This is a genomic window from Paenibacillus sp. GYB004 (assembly GCF_036577605.1).
Classification (GTDB): domain Bacteria; phylum Bacillota; class Bacilli; order Paenibacillales; family NBRC-103111; genus Paenibacillus_AB; species Paenibacillus_AB oceani.
The window spans coordinates 1-19,864 of the sequence record NZ_JARBDB010000072.1; the positions used below are offsets into that span (position 1 = coordinate 1).

Sequence of the window (19,864 nt, forward strand, 5' to 3'; positions counted from 1 at the left end):
TTACAGGCAGGTTGCCTACGTGTTACTCACCCGTCCGCCGCTAGCCCCGAAGGACTCGCTCGACTTGCATGTATTAGGCACGCCGCCAGCGTTCGTCCTGAGCCAGGATCAAACTCTCCAATAAGGTTGAGTCGCTTCTCCGATTTCACTCACGAGAAGCTTCTCTTTATTTTAGAGCTGATTGCTCAAACGTACTGACTTGTGTCGATTACTCGACTTGTTTTGATCTCTTGCGAGATCATCACTTGCACGCTCGTTGTTCAGTTTTCAAGGAGCAAAAGCTTGTCTTGCTTGCCGCTGTGTTGTTCCCTTTAAGACAAGGTTTCAAGCGGCGACTTTCTTAATGTACCACATCCGGGGTTATCATTGCAAGTCTTTTTTTGCTTGCATTTTTTACCGAATCGCTGCCGTTTGAAGCGGCGAGTTTTAATATAACAAATTTCGCCACGATATGCAAACAAAAAATTGAACTTTTTTTATAACTGATTCAACAAGGACCGTTCCAAACAAAAAAGAAACGCCGACACGCAGCCGGCGCCTCTCGCTTATATACAATTAGTGTACCCCGAGGAACATATAACGAATGACGATCAATATGCTGATGACCCACAGCAGCCAGTGAACCGGAACCCGTCTTTTCGGGAAAACGAGATTGCTGATAATGGCAAGCAGCGTGTAGGAAACGACACCGAACGAAATCCCGTTGGCGATGCTGTTCGTGAACGGCATCATAACGATCGTCAAGAACGCAGGGAAAGCTTCGAAGAAATTGTCCCACTCGATCTCTTTCACTTGCGACATCATCAGTACGCCGACGATAATCAGCGCCGGAGCCGTAGCGGCGGACGGAACGATCAGGGCAAGCGGAGCGATAAACAACGCCAGAATGAACAATACGCCTGTAGTTACAGCGGTCAGACCGGTACGTCCGCCTTCAGCGACACCGCTCGCGCTTTCCACATATGCCGTAATCGTGCTTGTTCCCAGCAACGCGCCTGTACTTACACCTGCAGCGTCTACGAGCATCGCTTTACCGACTTTCTTCTCGCCTTTTTCTTTATCCTTCAAAATCCCCGCGCGGCTCGCCGTACCAACCAGCGTGCCGAACGTATCGAACAATTCAACGAACGTAAAGATCAGGATGATCTCGATAATCCCTACACCGAAAGCTCCCATAATATCGAGCTTGCCTACGGCCAGGTTGTCGAAGGACGGCAGCCAGCTCGCGCCGGACAGGCCGCTTACGTTCGTTACGCCCATCGGAATCCCGATAATGGTCGCTGCGACGATACCGATCAGCAGCGCGCCTTTTACCCGCAAAACCATAAGAACGGCAATCAGGATCAACGCAATGAGCGCAAGGCCCGTATCTTTATTATGTATAAAATCGCCCATCACGATATTAAACTGGTTCGAGTTCAATACCGGTGTCGCATTCACGTCGGTGCCCGGATTTACGCTGACCATCATAATGTTGGCCAGTTTCGCCCCGATAATCGTAATGAACAGCCCGATCCCGACCGTAATAGCAATTTTCAGGTTGTGCGGAACGGCTCTGAGGAGCATTTGACGCACTTTAGTAACGGTCAAAATGATAAATACAATACCCGACAGGAATACGGCGCCCAGCGCGGTTTGCCAAGTAATTGCACCGTTAGAAGTCAATACGACTGTCATGAAGTAAGCGTTCAAGCCCATCCCCGGAGCGAGCGCCACCGGAATGTTGACGAACAGCCCCATCGCAAGCGTAACCAATCCCGCGCCGACCGCCGTAGCGAAGAAGACGCCTTCGTTCGGAATTCCCGCACCATTTTCACCCAAGAACAGCGTGTTGACGAATAGAATGTAAGCCATCGTCATGAAAGTGGTCAAACCGGCGATAATCTCGGTTCGGACCGTGGTCCCGTTCTCCTTCAACCTAAAATAACGATCCATTTTTTTACTATTCCTCCTAAATAATATTTACTTGGAATAACAAAAACGCCCGTCGGGAGTGCCGCGCGGTAGCGGAAAAACAAAAAAACCTTAGACGGCTCCAGGCTCAATGTCTAGGTTTCCACTCCCAGGGAAGCGTTATGCATCCATGACCGGTCCGGTGCGAAAGGTCGCGGCCATCCTGCTTTGCTTCCCTGTTTCGTAGCCAGATCATTTACGGTGACCTCGTAGAAACTCTCAAGCCAATTCTTGAGATTATACGAAAACAGTATGTTATTCAAACATATTCTAATGCGTACTGTCGAACGTTGTCAATACAAATCCGAACATTGAATTTGAATATTTGCAACTTCGTTCGGGAAGTATGCGTTTTCATTGTATTTGCATCGGATTTCAGGCCCTTTCCATCCGGTCACGTACCCGCAACCGGCTGCGTCGACTGACGAATCACAAGCTCGGGCTCCACCACGACGTCCTGCCAGACGAAAGTCCCATCTTCGTTCAACTGCTCTTGCTCGGCCTCGCTGCCTTTGACCGGATGGCGGGTATCGCCATCGCCAATCAGCATATCGAGCGCGGTCCTTACCATATGCTCGATGCTTGGACCAATAACGGTTAAAGGCACTTCCAGCAGCGTCGTCATCTCCGGTATATTATCGTACGAAATCAAAGACATGTCCTCCGGTATCCGAATCCCGAGCTGACGGAAACACCTTTGCACCCGGAATAACGTGCCCTGACTGTCCACGATAATCGCCGTCACCCGTTCTTCCTTGGGCCGGGTCAGCATGGCGAGCAGTTCCGCCTCCGACTCCAATCCGCTTCGCTCATCACGGCGAATGAAGTAATCCGGGTGATGCTCCATGCGGAATTCTACCATACCTTGCATGAATCCGGAGTATTTGTCGTTCAAATATCCGATATACGACACTTTGCGGTGCCCCAGCTCGGCCAGATGCTTCATCGCTTTATAGAAGCCTCTCTGCCGATCGATCTGAATCCGGTGAGCTCCCTCCAGTTTGGCGCCGCCCATTACAACCATTTTCCCCTGAAACGTTTCCTTCTCCTTTATAAAATCGAGACTGGGCACCCATCCCGGACCTTCCCAGAACAAGATGCGGTCAACGAAGTGGTCGTTAAACGTATGCACGGCTACCGCAGGGTCGGCTACCGAGATCAGAAACGTATACCCCCGCCTCGTTACTTCCTTCTGGATCTCTTGCGAGAGGCGAAAATGAAACAGCCCGCCCGCACTTGGCCATACCAGTCCGATGCAGTCCGACTTGCGCTGTACCAGCCGTTTTGCCGCGAGATTGGGGACGTAGTTCAATTCCTTAGCGATCGTAAGAATACGCATTCTTGTTTGCTCACTGACACCCGGTTCGTTGTTCAGCGCCTTCGACACGGTAGGCTGCGTCACTCCGGCAATTTTCGCTATATCTTTAACCGTGACCCTCAAACGGTAACACCCTTTCTCCGAATCGGTCGATCCCCTCTTACTATAAACGAATCCGGCTAATTTCGCATCCTAAATCCTGTGTCAAACATACGCATACTTTGCAGCGGCAAAACTCGCAAGTTCGCTGATCCGTAAACAAAAGAAAAAGCCGCCGGTCCGGCAGCTCCTATACGTACGTTTTTGAAACGGCCTCTTGTGTGTCCTTTCGTGTGTCGCTAGGCAACCAGCTCCAATTCGGTTAATTTCATCAGTTCCTCCAGCTCCTTCAGAAGCTCCGGGATTGCCTTGGACTGCTCCTCAGCCTCTTTCTCCAACTGGGCTAGCCGTTCCGACTTGTATGCGTTCAATTGAAGGAAGGCTTCGTACTGCGGATCGTTACTTTCTTATAGTGGAGCAGCAGCTTTTGTCCGTCGGCGATAACCGCTTTCGCTCCTTTTAATCTGCTCTCCAGCTCTCGTTCCGGATAATCGGGATCAACCTCTCTCTCGAGCCAACCGAGCTCCCGACCGATTTCCTTTACTTTACGGCCCTGCTACACAATGAATCGACAGCCTCACAAACCGCTCCTATTCGGTTCCTCCTCTGCTTGAAGCATGGCAGAAGGTTCGAACGGCCGGCCACCGTCCGCCCACGAAGAACGGCCTGCGACCCTCGCGAACTCGAAAAGAGAAATGCCCCCTAGCACTTCAACAATCTGAACACAAAAAAGAAAACCGCCGAAGCTTATCGCTCCAGCGGCTTAATTTCGCCTTCTTACTCCCACTCGATCGTAGCGGGAGGCTTGGACGTAATGTCGTACACGACGCGGTTGACGTTCTCGACTTCGTTGACGATCCGCACGCTGATTTTCTCAAGCACATCCCACGGGATGCGCGCCCAGTCGGCGGTCATGCCGTCGATGGACGTGACGGCGCGGATGCCGACGGTGTGCGAATACGTACGGCCGTCACCCATGACGCCAACGCTTTTCATATTCGGCAATGCCGTGAAATATTGCCAGATCTCGCGATCGAGTCCCGCCTTAGCGATTTCATCGCGCAGGATGGCATCGGATTCGCGGACGATGTGCAGCTTCTCCTCGGTCACTTCGCCGAGCACGCGGATCGCGAGCCCCGGTCCCGGGAACGGCTGGCGCCATACGATTGCCTCCGGCAGGCCGCACTCCTCGCCTACTTTGCGGACTTCGTCCTTGAACAACGCTTTGAGCGGCTCGACCAGCTTGAACTTGATGTCTTCCGGCAAGCCCCCGACGTTGTGGTGCGACTTGATCGTTTGCGCCGTAGCTGTGCCGCTTTCGATAATATCTGTATACAGCGTTCCTTGAGCCAAAAATTCGAAGTCGTCAAACTTCGCCGACTCTTCCTGGAACACATAAATAAACTCGTTGCCGATAATTTTACGCTTCTGCTCCGGATCGTCTACGCCTTTCAGCTTAGACATAAACCGGTCGCGCGCGTCGATCTTGACGACTTTCATATCGAACTTGCCGACGAACGTCTCCATAACGCCTTCGGCTTCCCCTTTGCGGAGCAGTCCGTGGTCGATGAACATGCAAGTCAGCTGCGGCCCGATCGCCTTGTGAAGCAAAATGGCTACAACAGACGAATCGACGCCGCCGCTCAGCGCGCACAGCACTTTGCTGTCGCCGACCTGGTCCCGGATTTCGCGGATCGTATCTTCAATAAACGTCTCCATGCTCCAGTTGCCTTCGCAGCCGCACACGTCAAACAGGAAGTTGCGGATCATCTCGTTGCCATAGACGGAATGACGCACTTCGGGATGGAACTGGACGGCAAAAAACTTTTTGTCCGGATGGCTCATCGCCGCAACCGGAGCGTGCTCCGTGCTCGCATCCACAACGAATCCTTCAGGAAGCGCGGAGACGTGGTCCCCGTGGCTCATCCAGACGGTTTGCTTGCTCTCCAGCCCTTTGATCAGGCTGCTGCTTGCCTGGAATTCGACATCGGCTTTGCCATACTCCCGCTTCGTCGATTTGTCCACCTTGCCGTTCAGTTGGAACGCCATCAGCTGCATGCCGTAACAGATCCCCAGAATCGGAAGTCCCAGCTCATAGATGCCCGGATCGACCTTCGGCGAGTTTTCCTCGTACACGCTGGCCGGTCCGCCGGAGAACACGATTCCTTTCGGCGACAGCTCGCGGATTTTCTCCACCGTTGTGTTGTAAGGCAGAAGCTCGCTGTAAACGCCCATATCGCGAATACGGCGCGCGATAAGCTGATTGTATTGTCCTCCGAAGTCCAGCACGACGATCATTTCACTCGGCTTGCTCATATAGGCCCCCTCAAAAGCGTTAACGCTTTTCGTTTTCATTCGTTTTCATTTAGAGTTAATTATATATAAGAGCTTGTTCAAAAAGCAATATTGCAGTTTGCCAAATATGAGCAGCTCAAACAACCGGGCAATCCTTAATGAGATCGAGGGGTGTGGAAGCTTAATAAAAAGACTCCCTCCAATTACCAGATGATCAATTTCATCTAATAATCGAGGAAGTCCATTTCGTCAGCACATCGAGCCGGCAAAACCGGATATGATCAGATCTCCGATGTGCGACCGTAATCTATTCATTTGGTCGGCTATCCCTCCCGCGCGTAATTCGCCGCCATAGTTCCTTCAAGCCGCGCGCGGTCGTCCGCGGAACCGGGGCGGCTCCGTAGCGGACCGCTTCGTACCGCTTCACGAAATCGAGCAGCGCTTCGCGTTGTCCAACCTCGGACAGCGGCAGCGATTCGACGTATTCGCGGACGGTGTGCTCCGGCTTCTTGCGTCCGAGCCGGCCGAACAGCCTGATCCACAGCTTGTCGAACGGCCGGTAGGAGGACGCTCTTCTGCTCGTATAGGCACCCGCGGAAGGGTAACCCGGGCCGTTCCGGATCGACGGGCTCCGCCGGACGATCCGGACGAGTATAATCAGCAGCGGTAGCAGAAGCGCGATCAGCGCTGCCGCGGTCCATTTCATGCCGGCGGAAAGCCTATCGCTGCCGCCGGCGCCCTGTCTCCCGAAGCCGGACAGCCATTGTCCGGCTTCGGCCATCCGCTGCTGCAGCCGCTGCAGCAGCGGCGCATCGCCATCGGCGGCAACCGCCGCTGATGGCAGAGCGGACGCCTGGACGGCGGCTCCGTTCTCTGTCGGGGCCGAGTCGGGACCGGCCGGCGTCGGGTCGAACACGGTCCATCCGCTGCCCGGGATATACGCTTCGACCCACGAGTGGGCGTTCCGGTTCAGCACTGTAACGTCCAGCATCCCGCCCGCTCCGGTTCCGGTCACCTGACCGGACGTAAATCCTTTCACCCATCGCGCCGGAATGCCCGCCGCTCGGAGCAGCACGGCCATCGAGGTTGAGAAGTAGTCGCAATAGCCTTCCTTCGTCTCGAACAAAAACGTATCCGCAAAATCTGCCGCCGTCTTCGGCAGCTCCGGAACGTCCATCCGGTACGTATAATTTTCCTGCAAAAACGACTCTATCGCCTGCGCCCGCTCCGCATCGCCGGTCAGGCCGGCTGTGAGCGCATCGGCAAGCGCGTATACCCGAGCCGGCAGCCCCGGCGGCAGCTGCAGCTCCGCGCGGAACGTCTCCCGGTCCGGCAGCGGCTCGGATCGCCTGGCGCTCTCTGCTGCGGCATCAGCCTCGCCGTCCGCCGCCTCCGCTGCAGCCGGTTCCGGGACCGCCTGGATCGGCGCCAGCTCCGCAGGCTGATGAACGGCCGCGGTTACCGTCCATGCCTCGGAAGGCGCCATGGTCAAAGTCCAGCTGTTATCCGGAACTGTGGCACGAACAGCAACAGTGTCGGACGTCCCGCCGCCCTTCGGAGGCACCGCCACCTTCACCCGGTATGACAACAAAGGATCTGAGGTGGACGAAGCGGTTGTATAGGCGCCGCCCCCCTCAATCACATCCAAGGGAGCGAGATTGCGCCCGCTCCGGGCCACAAGCCGCTCGATCTCGATGATCGTCCCTCCGGCGAACAACCGCCCGGCGAGCGCCGCATCGACAAGCGTCACTTCCTGCACGATCGGAGCTTCCCTCCATCCGCTGGCCGCTGCCGGTGCAGCTGCCGCTTCCGAAGCCGCTGCTCCCTTCTCCCAGCCTTGGCCCGTATACAGCGTCTTGGCCTCTCCCCGCCAATAAGTCAGCTTCTCCGTCCGGGCATAAAAAGCGACCGAGTCGTCCGGGCGTACCGGTCCTCCCAGAACCGAGTCGTCTTCGCCGTATCCGGTTCTGGCCGGTCCGGATGTCCCGGCCGCCACGGAAGCAGCCGCTCCGGTTCCGCCATTCGCCCAAGAGGCGAGTCGGTCGGCCAGACCGCTGGAATCCAGCGGCTTCATGACGCCGGTGCTTGACTCCGGCGGAAGCCATAAGCCGACTGCCACGACAGCCGCAAGCAGCAGCGGAACGACCGCCAGCCAGCGCGCAGGCCAGCCGCTCGGACGATGCCGCAGCTCGAATCGGCTGACCAGCCGGGAAAACTGCAGCAGCCCCATCAGCAAAAAGCCGAACCAAACGGTGCGGATAACCGCATTGGCCGTATTCACGCCGGGCCACAGCTGGAGCCCAAGCAGATACAGCAGCGTAGCGGCCACGAACCACAACACCTGCTGCCGCTCCACGACCGAGGCATATATGACGCTGATCATCATCGACCAGCCGATCAGAAACAGCATCGTCCGGTTTTCCGGACTGAAATAGGCAAATTCCCCGTCCGCAAGCGCCGCCGCATCCTGCATCGTCAGCCCCGCATGGTGGATCAGCCACCCCACCCCTGGAAACCCGGGACTGTCAAACAAAAAACCGACGATGCCGACACAGACGATCATTCTAAGCGGCCATCCGATCCAAGGGGACAGCCGCAGCCAATCGACGGCCAGAAACAAACCGAACGCCAGCAAAAACGGACTGAGTCGGTACACGCCGCTCCATTCCGACATGTCCAGTAAAGGACGCAGCCATTCGAGCAACAGCGCAAACAACAGCACCGAAGCAACGCCTTCGCGAATATACGACCGTTCAGGCGATGACATCTTCGGCACCTCCCGCTTCGCGCCAATGCGAACGCACCAGGGCTACGGCGTATACGCGGCACCCGGCCGTCTCCAGCTCCTGTACCCATGGGCGGTAACGGTCCGGTATCTCCGTGCCGGTATGGACAAGCCATACGTCGAGTCTGCGCCGGCACGTACGCAATATGCGCGCTGCACGGACGACCGATTCGTCCGCTGCCGCGGTGACGAGAGCAACCGGGCACTCCGCAGGCCAGCTCATCGCTTCCTGCAATATCAGGTCCGCCGCCGAGCCGGAACCGTCCGCCTTAACCCGGCTCAACAGCTCATACATGCCCGCCAGCCCCGGTGTAAGAGCCAGGGGAAACGCCTGATCCGGATGACGGCCCGCATACAAACCGATCTGCAGGCGCTGCCGCACAGCCTGCTCCGCCAAGCCCGCAGCCACCCGGACACAAGCTTCGAACCGTTCGTCACCTTCTTTTCCTACATAGACGTCAGAGGAACGGTCCAATACGACCAGTAGACGGCCGGAATCCGTAGGATCGGATGATTTCGTCATCAATGACCCGATGCGGGCGGTCGCCTTCCAATGAATCGTCCGTTGCGGGTCCCCGGGGGCATATCCGCGTATGCCGGTCATCACCGCCGATTGGCTCGGCTTCATCCACGGCAGCGCAACCGGGTTGTCCGATTCTGCGAACGTCCTTTTGCCGTATTGATCCAGATGTAGCGGCTTCGGATAAACCGCAATCCCGGTCTCCCCTGCAAAAGAAAGACGCCTGCGAAGCAGTCCGATCCAATCCCCGGCATGAACGTCCGTGCGGAAAAACCGGTACTGCCCTCGAGCGGCACGGCTCAGCTTGTACCGATAACGAACAATACCGCGAAAGCCGGGAAACAGCAGCCGGCTGTGGCGGTATTCCTCCCTTCCGTCCGTCCACACGTCGGTCACTATGATCCAACCGGCCGGAAAGACGGTCCCCCGGCGAATCGTAACCGTCACTGGAACGTCTTCTCCGGCAAAATAACGGCTCTGCTCGATAGTCCGCTCCACCCGCAGTCCTCTCATTCCGAGACTTACGGGCAGCAGCGCCAGGATTAGCAGCGCCGCCGTTCCATACAGGAGGAAGGAAGAGGAGTAGCCGCCTCTCCATGCATATAATCCGTAAGAACCTAAGCATAGCCCGGCTACGGCCGCAAAATTCCCCCAGCTCCAGCTTCTCATGACGTCCTCCCCGAAGCCGCCTGAACCGTCGGAACGGGAATCGTTGCGATCAGCTGTCTGACGATAGTATCCGCCGTTTTGCCCGTATAACGGGCGTCCGGCTGAAGCGCGAGCCGGTGAGCGATGACGGGCAGCGCCATAGCCTTGATGTCGTCCGGCACCGCATAAGAACGCCCGTTGCAGAACGCCTTCGCCTGCGCGGCGCGCATCAGCGCATACGACGCCCGGGGGCTGGCGCCTAGCGCCACGTCGGGATGCGTGCGGGTAGCGGACGTCAGCCGGACGATGTACTGCTTCAGCGTCTCGTCTACGAGAATTTGCCGGACTTCCTGTTGAAGCCGAATCCACTCCTCGACCAGCAGCACCGCCTTGACCTCATCCAGGGGATGACGCTCCTGCAGCCGTCCGAGCAGCTCCACCTCGTGCCGTTCCTCCGGGTAACCCAGCCTGATCTTCAGCAGAAACCGGTCCAGTTGAGCTTCCGGCAGCGGATACGTCCCTTCGTGCTCCACCGGATTTTGCGTAGCGAGCAGCATAAACGGGTCCGGCAGCAGGCAAGTTTCACCGTCGACCGTCAGCTGTTTTTCTTCCATCGCTTCAAGCAAAGCGGACTGTGTCTTCGGAGACGCGCGGTTCATCTCATCGGCCAGAACTACGTTCGCCATCACTGGTCCGGGGCGAAATTCAAACTCCCCGCTCCGCTGGTTGTATACCGACACGCCGGTCACATCGGACGGAAGCAGGTCGGGCGTGCATTGAATCCGTTTAAACGAAGCTCCCACCGTCTTGGCCATCGCGCGGACGAGCATCGTCTTGCCGACTCCCGGCACATCCTCGAGCAATATATGTCCTCCGCACAAAAAGGCGATGACAACCGCTTCGATGCTTTCGCGCTTGCCGACGATCGCCTTCTCTACTTGATGGACGATCCGCTCTATGAAGGGGTGGGGCCGATCGAACGGCGAAGGAGCGCCGCGTCCTAGCTGCATGTGGAAAACCTCCCTATCTTATCGATAGTTTCAGTTTTCCCTTCGTTCTACCAATTTAGACTTGCTTCTATTAAAATTTCGGAGATTTCGGTCCGTCCGCCAAATAGATAAAGTTCCGCCACTCCAGGTCCAGATGCTTCGGCGCCGCTGCCAACCCGTATCCGCCCTGCATGTTCACCGTTACCTCGCGGCTGTCCGCCAGAAACGAATAATCGCTCACTTCTCCGCCCAGCAGCTCGACCGCGGAGCGAAGCGGGACGATCAGCCGGTTATCCTTTAATTGCATACCGGGCAGCACCAGCTTTCTCGGCTCTTTGCCGGGAGCGATAACGGTGACGGACCGATCCGGCAAATCATAGACGACCTGGTACCTACCATACCGGGCGGTCGCTTTGCGGCTGTCCGCTTCCCATTCGACAAGGCCTCCGGATGATTCCACAAGCGCCCGCAGCGGAACGTACAACCGGTCGGACTGAAGCGAGTAGTCGTTTCCTTCCAAAGAGAGCATAGACGTCCCGATCCGGAGCGTCAGCGGCGGAGCCGCCTGCTCAGACGTTGCGTTCGCTCCGGCAACGGAAAGCACGACGCTTTTTTCCGCCTCCTCTTCAGCGTGCGCCAACGCTTGCCGGGCATTCCGCTCCTCCTGATCCGGCCAGACGGCCGACCGTTCCTTCGCAGCAGCGATCCAACCGTTATACTCGGCAAAGGTACCGCCGCTCCGGTTCCACTTCGGCTTGCTGACCGCGAACTGAACCGGCTTCACCTCGGGCGAAAGCGATGCGAACGAGTAGCCTTTCTCTTTGTAATAGCGGATAATCGCCGGAAGTGCCTTCACCGTCTCGGCGTGTCCGGACCCGTCATGGAGCAGGACGGTCATCTCGTGCCGTAACGTTACATTCGTGGAATTGGCCACGATATCGGAAGCCGGCACCCCTTTACGCCGCGAATCGCCGCTGTCCACGTTCCAATCGAAGATATGGTAGCCCGCCTGCTCCAATACGTAAAAGTAGGCAGCGTCAAAATTCGTGCTCGTGCCTCCCGGAGCCCGCAGCAGGCGCGTGCTCACCCCCGCCTTCTCCTCCAGCACCGCATCCGTCTGCCGGACCTGATCCCAGAACGTGCCAAAGCTTCCGTACAAATCGGCGTACACGTGGTTGTAGGTATGGTTGCCGATCGCATGCCCGTCCTGTACGATCCGCTTCACCAGCTCCGGTCTTGCCTTGGCCGATTCGCCAAGCACGAAAAACGTTGCACTCACCTGTTCCTGCTGTAAAATATCGAGAACTTCCGGCGTATGGGCGCTCGGACCGTCATCAAATGTTAAATAAACGGTAGGCCGCTCCGGGGTTGCATATTCCCGCTCTGCAGCCTGCCTCTGTCCGGCCTTCAGCCGGTTGTATACCGCTTTCTCCGAGTCGGATGGAGCCGAATCTTCCGCCGAAGCGCGGACTTCAAGCAGCGGCAGCGCAAGCAGCGAGACCGTCAGCAGCAGCCCCATCCATTGCAGTACCGTTTTCCAGCCAAAATGCTTCCCGTCCGCCAACATCCGTCTCTCCATCCCGGTCCCCTCCGTACATGCCTATTGCGATTTTTCGCGATGCTAGAGTATATGGTAGAAACGGCGGGAGTATGACCTGGGGCAGATCGGATGCGAAGTAACACTTTATGGAGACGTCTTTATCAATAGCCTGTTTCAAGATGAAGCGGCCCCCTTTGCGCATACAAAAAAAGAGACTCGCCTCAAGCGAATCTCCTACTTCCGACAAAAAAGAGTTATCCGGCCGCAATCCGGACTCCTCTACAAACTATATAAGTTGAACTATTGTTTGAAGTCCATTTCATTGCGAAAAAAATTGCTTGAAGCTTCAGACATCTTGTTTTAAGTGTCTCGGATTGGATTGGCCTTCGGACGGTTGACACTCAAAGCCAAAACTCGCTTTCAAGCTAATTTCTTTTCTCCACTACATTCAGCTTATTCATAGATGATATTTAGTTCAACTTATATAACCACAAGTTTGGTTCAGGTTGGGCAGCGCTGTGAGTAGCGCTTCTCGCCTGCCCTTAGCCGACCTAGACCGCAGAAAAGATCTACCCCGTTCATGATTCACGCTGTTAATCGAACTGGACGCATTCTCCCGGTCTTTCGATCCGACATCAGCAAGCTCACCCTACTACCTTCCATCTACTCCAGCCCTTTCACCGCCGCCAGCACCGCTTCCACATGCCCCTTGATCCGCACGTTGCGCCATTCGCGGGCCAGCTTGCCTTCCCGGTCGATCAGGAACGTCGAACGCTGCACTCCCATATATTCGCGGCCATACAGCTTCTTCAGCTTCCATACGTCGTACAGCTTGCACGCTTCCAGCTCCTCGTCGGCCAGCAGCGGATAAGGCAGGCCATATTGCTCCGCAAACTTCAAATGACGATTCACAGGGTCCGGGCTAATGCCCAGCACAACCGCGCCGTGTCTGCGGAACTTGCCAATCCCGTCGCGGAATTCGCACGCTTCCGCCGTGCAGGTGGGGGTCATGTCCTGGGGGTAAAAAAACAGCACGACTTTTTTGCCGGCGAATTGGCTCAGCGATATAGATTTGCCGGTCGAGGCCGGAAGCTTGAAGTCCGGCGCCGGTTGTCCGATTTGTAAAAGCGACATCTCCGATCCCTCTCTCTACTTTCTTTTTAATCCCGACCCGATTCGAACCCGTCTTCGCAGATTCGAAGCCTCTGGCTTTTCCGCGGCTCAAGATCCGGCTCCCCGATACCGTTTCACGCCGAAATTCCATAGCGATAAGCCGATCGTCAAAAATACGATGCCGACGACAGGCGTCCACAGCGCGATCCAGCCCCAGCCTTCCCGGTCCAGGAAATAAGCCGCCGGATAAAAGCCGACGAAAGCGAACGGGGTGACGAACGTCAGCACGAACTTGATCGTTTTGTTATAAATATTGACCGGATACCTTCCGTAGTTCTGAATGTTCCACATCAGCGGCAAAATGCCCGTCGGCGCGTCCGAGAAAAACGAGACCGACGTCAGCGAGATGTACACTCCCCCGTAAATCATAATCGCCCCGGCTGTAAACAGCACGAACATAATCGGATCGTACCAAGCGATGGACAAGTCCAACTGCGCCCCCGCATACCCCATAATGAACAAACCGACGACAGTACCGGACAATGAGGCGGGATCGAGATTTTCCAGTACAATCTGCCATAAATTATAGGCGGGACGCGTCAGAATACGGTCCATCTCACCCTTTACGATATACCGCTCGGTAAACCCCCACAAGTTGAAGAAACAGCTGAATATCCCGTACGGCACCATAAAATATCCGTATATAAACACAACCTGCTCTTGAGACCAGCCGCCCAGCAGCGGGGTATGAAGGAATACGACGAGAATGAAAATGAGGTTCATCCCTTGAAACAGCAAGTCCGACACGATCTCGATCAGAAAGTCCGACCGGTAGGTCAGCCGCCGTTTCAAATAATCTTTGAAATAATCGATAAATAACGAAGCGTAAAACATCCCTTCACCCCCCTTGGACAAACAGCCGGCCGCGCGCTTTCCGCCACATCCACCAGATCGGAACAATTAAGACCGCAAACCAGACGAACTGCACGAACATCGCTTGGTACACGGCGGCTCCGGTGACGCGGCCGGTAAATACCGATCCCGGCAAATACGTTATCGCCTGAAACGGAAGCCATTCCAGCACCCTGGCCATAAAACCGGGGAACAGCGATACCGGAATAATCAGACCGGAGAACAGATCGACCGCAACCCGCTTCATCCGCATCATGCCTTCGTTGTTTTCCACGAAAAAGGCGAACAGTCCGGTCAGCATATTAATCTGCGAATTAATCAAAAAGCTGAAAAACATCATGATCATAAACACGGCCCAAACGGCCGGTTCCTTGGGAAGCTGGACGGGGAACAGCAGCGAAGCGATGATCATGCCCGGCACCGAAAACAGCAGCAGGCGGAACAAGCCCTCTCCGAAGCCCTGCATCATTTTGACGACCAGATAGTTATAGGGCCGGATAAATTGGACCGCGACGCTTCCGTCCCTAATTTCGGTAGCGATCTCGCGATCCAGATTGTTGAAATAAAACGCCCGCGCCATCCACGAAACCGCGACGTAAGTCGTCATCTGAGTCACGGTCATGCCGCCCAGCGTCTCGCTGGAGCCGTAGATCGCTTTCCATAAGAAGTAGTACGCTCCGATATTCAGCGCATAAATAAGGATTCCGCTGTAATAGTTCACGCGATAAGCCAGCATCATCATGAAGCGGATCCGGATGACGTATGCATACGTGTTAAGCAAGACGGCCCGCTCCCTTCGCCCCTGCCGGAACGGCTGTCTGCGGCTCTGCGCCGTCACTGTCTCCGCCGCCGTTCGCAGCGTCAGACGCCGGCCCGGCACCTGCTCCCGGCTCTTCCCCGCCGCCGGATTCGCCGTTCCCATCCCGCTTGTCCGGGTCCGGCCCGGACCGCCCGTGCGCCGGCGATTCGCTCCGCGCTTCCGCAGAGCCGGACTTGTAAATCTCCCGTACGATATCGTCCGTGTTCGGCTCGAGGATACTCACATCCCCGACTTCGACCGCTCCGACTACCCGGCTGAGCACCACCGATACAGGGGCCGCTTCGAACGGCACCCATACGCTAGCCGCCAGCTCGTTTTCTTTGCTCCACGTAACGCCGAGCCCTTCGGTCAATCCGTTCAGCGTATCCAGCGAGACCGGCTCGTGCAGGCGGAACGTAATTTCCCGGCCTTTGCCCCAACGCGTCTTCAGCTCGTCGAGGTTGCCGTCATAAATAATATTGCCGTCGTCCAGCATAATGACGCGCGTACATAAAGCTTCAATATCCTGCAGGTCATGCGTCGTAAGCAATATCGTCGTACCGTACTGACGGTTCATCTGTTTGAGAAATTCGCGAATTTCCGTCTTCACGACAATATCGAGTCCGATCGTCGGCTCGTCCAGAAACAAAATATCCGGGTTGTGCAGCAGGGAAGCCGCCAGCTCACAGCGCATCCGCTGCCCCAGACTCAGCTTGCGAACGGGGCGATGAAGCAGATCGCCAAGCTGCAGCCGGTCCGTCAATTCGCCGAGCCGCTGCCGGTATTCGACTTCGGGCACCCGGTATACTTTGCGCAGCAGTTGGAACGACTCGATAACGCCGATATCCCACCACAGCTGGCTTCGCTGGCCGAATACGACGCCGATCCGCCGGACGAATTTCTCCCGCTCCTTGTACGGGACATACCCGCCCACCTCGAGATCGCCGGAGGTCGGAACGAGTATGCCTGTCAGCATTTTGATCGTGGTCGATTTGCCCGCCCCGTTCTCGCCGATATAGCCGCATATTTCCCCTTTCGGAATGGTGAAGCTGATATCCTTGACGGCGGCAACCTCCGTGTATTCGCGCTTGAACAGGTCGCGAAGGGCGCCTTTTAGTCCTTCCCGGTTTTTCTGAACGCGAAATTGTTTGCGCAGATTTTGAACTTTTATCGCAATAGACGCGTCTGTCATAATGATTCCTCCTACATGAAACGAGTGCAAACGACAAGCTCCGCCAACGTGCCCGGGCCCCGATTCCGTTGATGCCAAGCCAACTTTTGGCTGCTGGTTGCCGGCCGGCCCATTGAAATTCCGCATCCGTCAAGGCTCGGGGTTGCGACGGTTATTCCCCGGCACGTATAATGGAATAGGCGCTTGATGATATTGCCGCACGTTTTGGATACATTAATTTTGTTGAACGATCCCGAATTTTATGATACACGAAAACAGCGCCAGAAGGAAAAGTCGAACCGGGTCTAAAGGAGTTGGAAGCATGTGGAGAAAGGTGAAATGGATCGCGTTGTCCCTTACGGCGGTCATCCTATGCGTCGTCGGCTATTATGGATATTCTTTATACCAATTCGGCAATCATATTCAGGAAAAGCAGGATGATCCGCTTTTCTCTCAGTTCAAACCTCAACCGACGAGCCAGAAGGAAGAGGCTCCGCCAAAATGGGAGGGCAAGGAGCGGGTCAACATTTTGCTGCTCGGAGCCGATGCCCGCGGGCTTTCCAAAAACGAGGTGCCCCGATCCGATACGATCATGGTCGTCTCCGTCGATCCGGTAACCAAAAAAGCGAATTTATTCTCCATCCTTCGCGATACTTACGTGAAAATACCCGGACATGGCGACGATAGGATCAACGCCGCTCTCGCTTACGGCGGTCCGAATCTGGCGATGAAGACGGTAGGCGACTTGCTCGGCCTGTCCATCCAATATTACGTTTACACCGACTTCCAGGGCTTTATGGCGCTCGTAGACGCCATCGGCGGCATCGAGCTCGAAGTCGAGAAGGATATGAAATACCGCGACTCGGAAGAGCCCGAATTCGACATTAATTTGAAGAAAGGGCTTCAGCATATGGACGGCAAAACCGCCCTCCAGTACGTGCGCTTCCGTCATGACGCGATGTCCGACTACTCGCGGACCGAACGCCAGCGCAAATTCATGACGGCCGTCGCCGAGGAGCTTCAGACGACATCATCGATCTTGCGTCTGCCGAGCATTTTGAACAAAATCGATCCTTACATCACGACCAACATATCCATTACCGATATGATCAAGCTCGGTTCGCTCGGATTTGAAGTCAAAGCCCAAGGCATCAACAGCCAGCAAATCCCTCCGCTGAACCTGCTGCAGGAGGACAATGTCGGGGGCGCTTCCGTTATTACAGTCAACAAGCAGAAGCTGCATCAGTTCGTCAAAAACCAGCTGGAGCGCACCTCTTCTTCCGACGATACCGAAACGGAAGGAACGGAGCCGGAGCGGAACGGATCGGGCTCAGCCTCGGGTTCGAACGGCGGCGGCACTCCCGCAAGAAGCGGATCTTCGTCAAGCAGCAGCGGCGTAACCGCAGGCGGCAGCGACAAGTCCGGCTCCAGCTCGGGCGCGACGTCCGGCGGGACGAAGACCGGGACAAGCTCCACCAAACCGCCGAGCAGCACCGGAAGCACGAAGCCGGGTACCGCGTCCGGCAGCACCTCCGGTTCATCCGCGGTGAAGCCCGACACCGGAACGGCAGGCTCCGGCACTACGAACGGCGCCAAAAAGCCGGACGACTCCACAGGCACGCCGGGCACGGGCAATAAGCCGGACGCCGGGGAAGGCAAGACCGGCTCAGGCAGCACGGCAGGCAGTACGCCAAGCGGAGCGAACGGCGGCGGAACGACAACAGGGAATGGCAGCGGAACCGGAACCGGCAGTTCCACCGGAACTGGAAGTACGTCCGGATCGGCAGGAACAAGCGGCACGAAACCGGAAAAACCGATCGATATTACAATCATTCCCGACGGTACCGGCAACGGCATTCCGCAGAAGCCGTCCCAAGGAACCGGCAGCGGTACGAACGGTTCTACGGGCAGCTCGTCGACAAACGGCGGCACAACCGGGGGATCGTCCGGCAGTTCCGCAGGCACCAGCTCTTAGAGGCTTTGGAACCGTTCTATTTTGAAGTTTACTTGACGAATGGCAATAACACTCACTACAGCCGGCAACGGCTGTAGTGATTTTTTGTTGGGCAACAGGTACAATGAGACTGCAGCAAGATGATTCCCGAAAGATCCACACCTGCTTCCATCCAAAACGCAATTCAGAAGAGCAGCCACTCCCTCCTTACGGCTCTGCAGCAAATTCGGTTTGAATTCATACAGGAGATGATATTGCAAATGAGTATGATCCAGCAACCAGACCGGAAACAATCCTTACAACTGTACGAAGAGGCACAACGACATATCGTCGGCGGGGTAAACAGTCCTTCCCGATCGTTCAAGGCGGTGGGAGGCGGAGCACCCGTCTTTATGGAACGGGCGCAAGGAGCTTACTTCTGGGACGTCGACGGCAACCGTTACATCGATTATTTGGCCGCTTACGGTCCGATCATCCTCGGACATGCGCATCCTCATGTAACCGAGGCGATCTGTACAGCGGCTGCAAACGGCACGTTGTACGGCACTCCGACCGAACTGGAGATTACGTTCGCCCGGATGCTGAAAGAAGCGGTTCCGTCTCTGGACAAAGTCCGCTTCGTCAACTCGGGGACGGAGGCGGTCATGACCACAGTCCGCGTCGCCCGGGCGTACACCGGACGGGACAAAATCATTAAATTCGCCGGCTGCTATCACGGCCATTCGGATCTCGTACTCGTCGCCGCGGGCTCCGGCCCTTCGACTCTCGGCATACCGGACAGCGCCGGCATTCCGGTCAGCATCGCGAAGGAAGTCATCACCGTTCCATATAACGACCTGCCGGCGCTGGAGGCGGCGCTTGAACGCTGGGGCGACGAAGTGGCCGCCGTTATGGTGGAGCCGATCGTCGGCAATTTCGGGATGGTTATGCCGGAGCCCGGCTTCCTGGAAGGCTTGTGCAGGCTGACGCGGGCTCACGGAGCTCTCGTCATTTATGACGAAGTGATCGTCGCCTTCCGGCTGCATTACGGAGCGGCCCAGACGTATGCGGGGGGACACTTCCCGGATCACGCCGCAATCGAGCCCGACCTGACCGCCATGGGCAAAATTATCGGCGGCGGCCTGCCGATCGGCGCTTACGGCGGACGCCGCGACATTATGGAGCGGGTCGCTCCGCTTGGCCCCGCCTATCAAGCAGGGACGATGGCAGGCAACCCCGCCTCCATCGCCGCCGGCATCGCCTGCCTGGAGACGCTTCGTCAGCCGGGCGTATACGAGCGTATGAGCGCCTTGTCGGAGAAGCTGGCCGGCGGTATCGCAGACGGCGCCCGCAGGCACGGCATACCGCTGACGATTAACCGGATCGGCGGCGCCTTCTCCACTCATTTCTGCGATCATCCGGTCCGCAATTACGAGGATGCGCAGCAGACGGACGGAGAACAATTCGCCTTGTTTTTCCGGCTGATGTTGAATCAAGGCATCTGTCTCGCCCCTTCGAAATACGAAGCCTGGTTTTTGACGACCGCCCATACGGAAGCGGATATCGACGCTACCATCGAAGCGGCCGACCGCGCTTTTGCCGCTATGAAATAAAATAACTTTGTCCACATACACGAACATTCAATGAGACGATCTCATTCTATGTTCGTGTATTTTTTGTGAAGGTTTATCCGACTAACGCGCACACTTCCATATCGTTCTAGGAGACTGATGTTTTCTGAAAATAATTGACATTTACTTGAAGTATCGCAAAATTCGTGTTATGATTC

Annotated in this window: 13 protein-coding genes, 1 rRNA gene, 1 pseudogene and 1 riboswitch; of the genes and pseudogenes, 2 read left to right on the top strand and 13 right to left on the bottom strand. The window is 56.3% G+C overall.

Annotated features, from left to right (window positions below; genetic code table 11):
• The 13 genes from PV433_RS32160 to PV433_RS32220 form a co-directional block, all read right to left on the bottom strand.
• Window positions 1-124, bottom strand: a 16S ribosomal RNA gene (locus PV433_RS32160); the annotation flags it as partial.
• A gap of 431 nt (window positions 125-555) precedes the next feature.
• A complete protein-coding gene (locus PV433_RS32165) occupies window positions 556-1,935 on the bottom strand; it encodes an NCS2 family permease (protein ID WP_332076051.1) in 1,380 nt (459 codons plus the stop codon).
• 182 nt (window positions 1,936-2,117) lie between these two features.
• A riboswitch (purine riboswitch) is annotated at window positions 2,118-2,218 on the bottom strand.
• A gap of 129 nt (window positions 2,219-2,347) precedes the next feature.
• Entirely contained in the window at window positions 2,348-3,394 is a 1,047-nt protein-coding gene (locus PV433_RS32170) for a LacI family DNA-binding transcriptional regulator (RefSeq protein WP_332076052.1), read from the bottom strand.
• 215 nt (window positions 3,395-3,609) lie between these two features.
• Complete coding sequence (locus PV433_RS32175; RefSeq protein WP_332076053.1) at window positions 3,610-3,741, bottom strand: hypothetical protein; 132 nt, start codon at window positions 3,739-3,741, stop codon at window positions 3,610-3,612.
• A 406-nt stretch (window positions 3,742-4,147) separates the two neighbouring features.
• Entirely contained in the window at window positions 4,148-5,686 is a 1,539-nt protein-coding gene (guaA, locus tag PV433_RS32180; protein ID WP_332076054.1) for a glutamine-hydrolyzing GMP synthase, read from the bottom strand.
• A 286-nt stretch (window positions 5,687-5,972) separates the two neighbouring features.
• Window positions 5,973-8,432 (bottom strand): DUF4129 domain-containing transglutaminase family protein, encoded by a 2,460-nt coding sequence (locus PV433_RS32185; RefSeq protein ID WP_332076055.1) that lies wholly within the window; start codon window positions 8,430-8,432, stop codon window positions 5,973-5,975.
• On the bottom strand, window positions 8,419-9,639 hold the full coding sequence (locus PV433_RS32190; RefSeq protein WP_332076056.1) for a DUF58 domain-containing protein: 1,221 nt from the start codon (window positions 9,637-9,639) through the stop codon (window positions 8,419-8,421). The genes PV433_RS32185 and PV433_RS32190 overlap by 14 nt, the downstream gene beginning before the upstream one ends.
• The gene (locus PV433_RS32195) at window positions 9,636-10,628 is read right to left on the bottom strand and encodes an AAA family ATPase (RefSeq protein ID WP_332076057.1); all 993 of its coding nucleotides are present in this window, start codon (window positions 10,626-10,628) and stop codon (window positions 9,636-9,638) included. Before PV433_RS32195 ends, PV433_RS32190 begins: the two co-directional genes overlap by 4 nt.
• 70 nt (window positions 10,629-10,698) lie before the next feature.
• Window positions 10,699-12,186, bottom strand: coding sequence for a polysaccharide deacetylase (locus PV433_RS32200; protein WP_332076058.1), 1,488 nt, complete (start codon window positions 12,184-12,186; stop codon window positions 10,699-10,701).
• 624 nt (window positions 12,187-12,810) lie between these two features.
• Window positions 12,811-13,281 carry a thioredoxin-dependent thiol peroxidase gene (gene bcp / locus PV433_RS32205; RefSeq protein WP_332076059.1) on the bottom strand — a complete coding sequence of 157 codons (471 nt, stop codon included), beginning with the start codon at window positions 13,279-13,281 and terminating at the stop codon, window positions 12,811-12,813.
• A gap of 87 nt (window positions 13,282-13,368) precedes the next feature.
• Window positions 13,369-14,154 (bottom strand): ABC transporter permease, encoded by a 786-nt coding sequence (locus PV433_RS32210; RefSeq protein WP_332076060.1) that lies wholly within the window; start codon window positions 14,152-14,154, stop codon window positions 13,369-13,371.
• A 4-nt stretch (window positions 14,155-14,158) separates the two neighbouring features.
• Window positions 14,159-14,914 (bottom strand): ABC transporter permease, encoded by a 756-nt coding sequence (locus PV433_RS32215; protein ID WP_332076218.1) that lies wholly within the window; start codon window positions 14,912-14,914, stop codon window positions 14,159-14,161.
• A 31-nt stretch (window positions 14,915-14,945) separates the two neighbouring features.
• Window positions 14,946-16,163, bottom strand: coding sequence for an ABC transporter ATP-binding protein (locus PV433_RS32220; protein WP_332076061.1), 1,218 nt, complete (start codon window positions 16,161-16,163; stop codon window positions 14,946-14,948).
• Between the two features lie 301 nt (window positions 16,164-16,464).
• Between PV433_RS32220 and PV433_RS32225 the strand changes: the two are divergent.
• A pseudogene (locus PV433_RS32225) lies at window positions 16,465-17,454 on the top strand (LCP family protein); the annotation flags it as partial.
• Between the two features lie 902 nt (window positions 17,455-18,356).
• Window positions 18,357-19,688 carry a glutamate-1-semialdehyde 2,1-aminomutase gene (locus PV433_RS32230; RefSeq protein WP_442951603.1) on the top strand — a complete coding sequence of 444 codons (1,332 nt, stop codon included), beginning with the start codon at window positions 18,357-18,359 and terminating at the stop codon, window positions 19,686-19,688.
• Window positions 19,689-19,864 lie beyond the last annotated feature (176 nt).

Bases quoted from the DNA above. Each gene is read 5' to 3' on its own strand.
- bcp (WP_332076059.1), bottom strand. From the start codon at position 13,281: ATGTCGCTTTTACAAATCGGACAACCGGCGCCGGACTTCAAGCTTCCG.
- PV433_RS32215 (WP_332076218.1), bottom strand. From the start codon at position 14,914: ATGATGATGCTGGCTTATCGCGTGAACTATTACAGCGGAATCCTTATT.
- PV433_RS32230 (WP_442951603.1), top strand. From the start codon at position 18,357: ATGAGTATGATCCAGCAACCAGACCGGAAACAATCCTTACAACTGTAC.
- guaA (WP_332076054.1), bottom strand. From the start codon at position 5,686: ATGAGCAAGCCGAGTGAAATGATCGTCGTGCTGGACTTCGGAGGACAA.
- PV433_RS32190 (WP_332076056.1), bottom strand. From the start codon at position 9,639: ATGAGAAGCTGGAGCTGGGGGAATTTTGCGGCCGTAGCCGGGCTATGC.
- PV433_RS32165 (WP_332076051.1), bottom strand. From the start codon at position 1,935: ATGGATCGTTATTTTAGGTTGAAGGAGAACGGGACCACGGTCCGAACC.
- PV433_RS32200 (WP_332076058.1), bottom strand. From the start codon at position 12,186: ATGGAGAGACGGATGTTGGCGGACGGGAAGCATTTTGGCTGGAAAACG.
- PV433_RS32185 (WP_332076055.1), bottom strand. From the start codon at position 8,432: ATGTCATCGCCTGAACGGTCGTATATTCGCGAAGGCGTTGCTTCGGTG.
- PV433_RS32220 (WP_332076061.1), bottom strand. From the start codon at position 16,163: ATGACAGACGCGTCTATTGCGATAAAAGTTCAAAATCTGCGCAAACAA.
- PV433_RS32210 (WP_332076060.1), bottom strand. From the start codon at position 14,154: ATGTTTTACGCTTCGTTATTTATCGATTATTTCAAAGATTATTTGAAA.
- PV433_RS32195 (WP_332076057.1), bottom strand. From the start codon at position 10,628: ATGCAGCTAGGACGCGGCGCTCCTTCGCCGTTCGATCGGCCCCACCCC.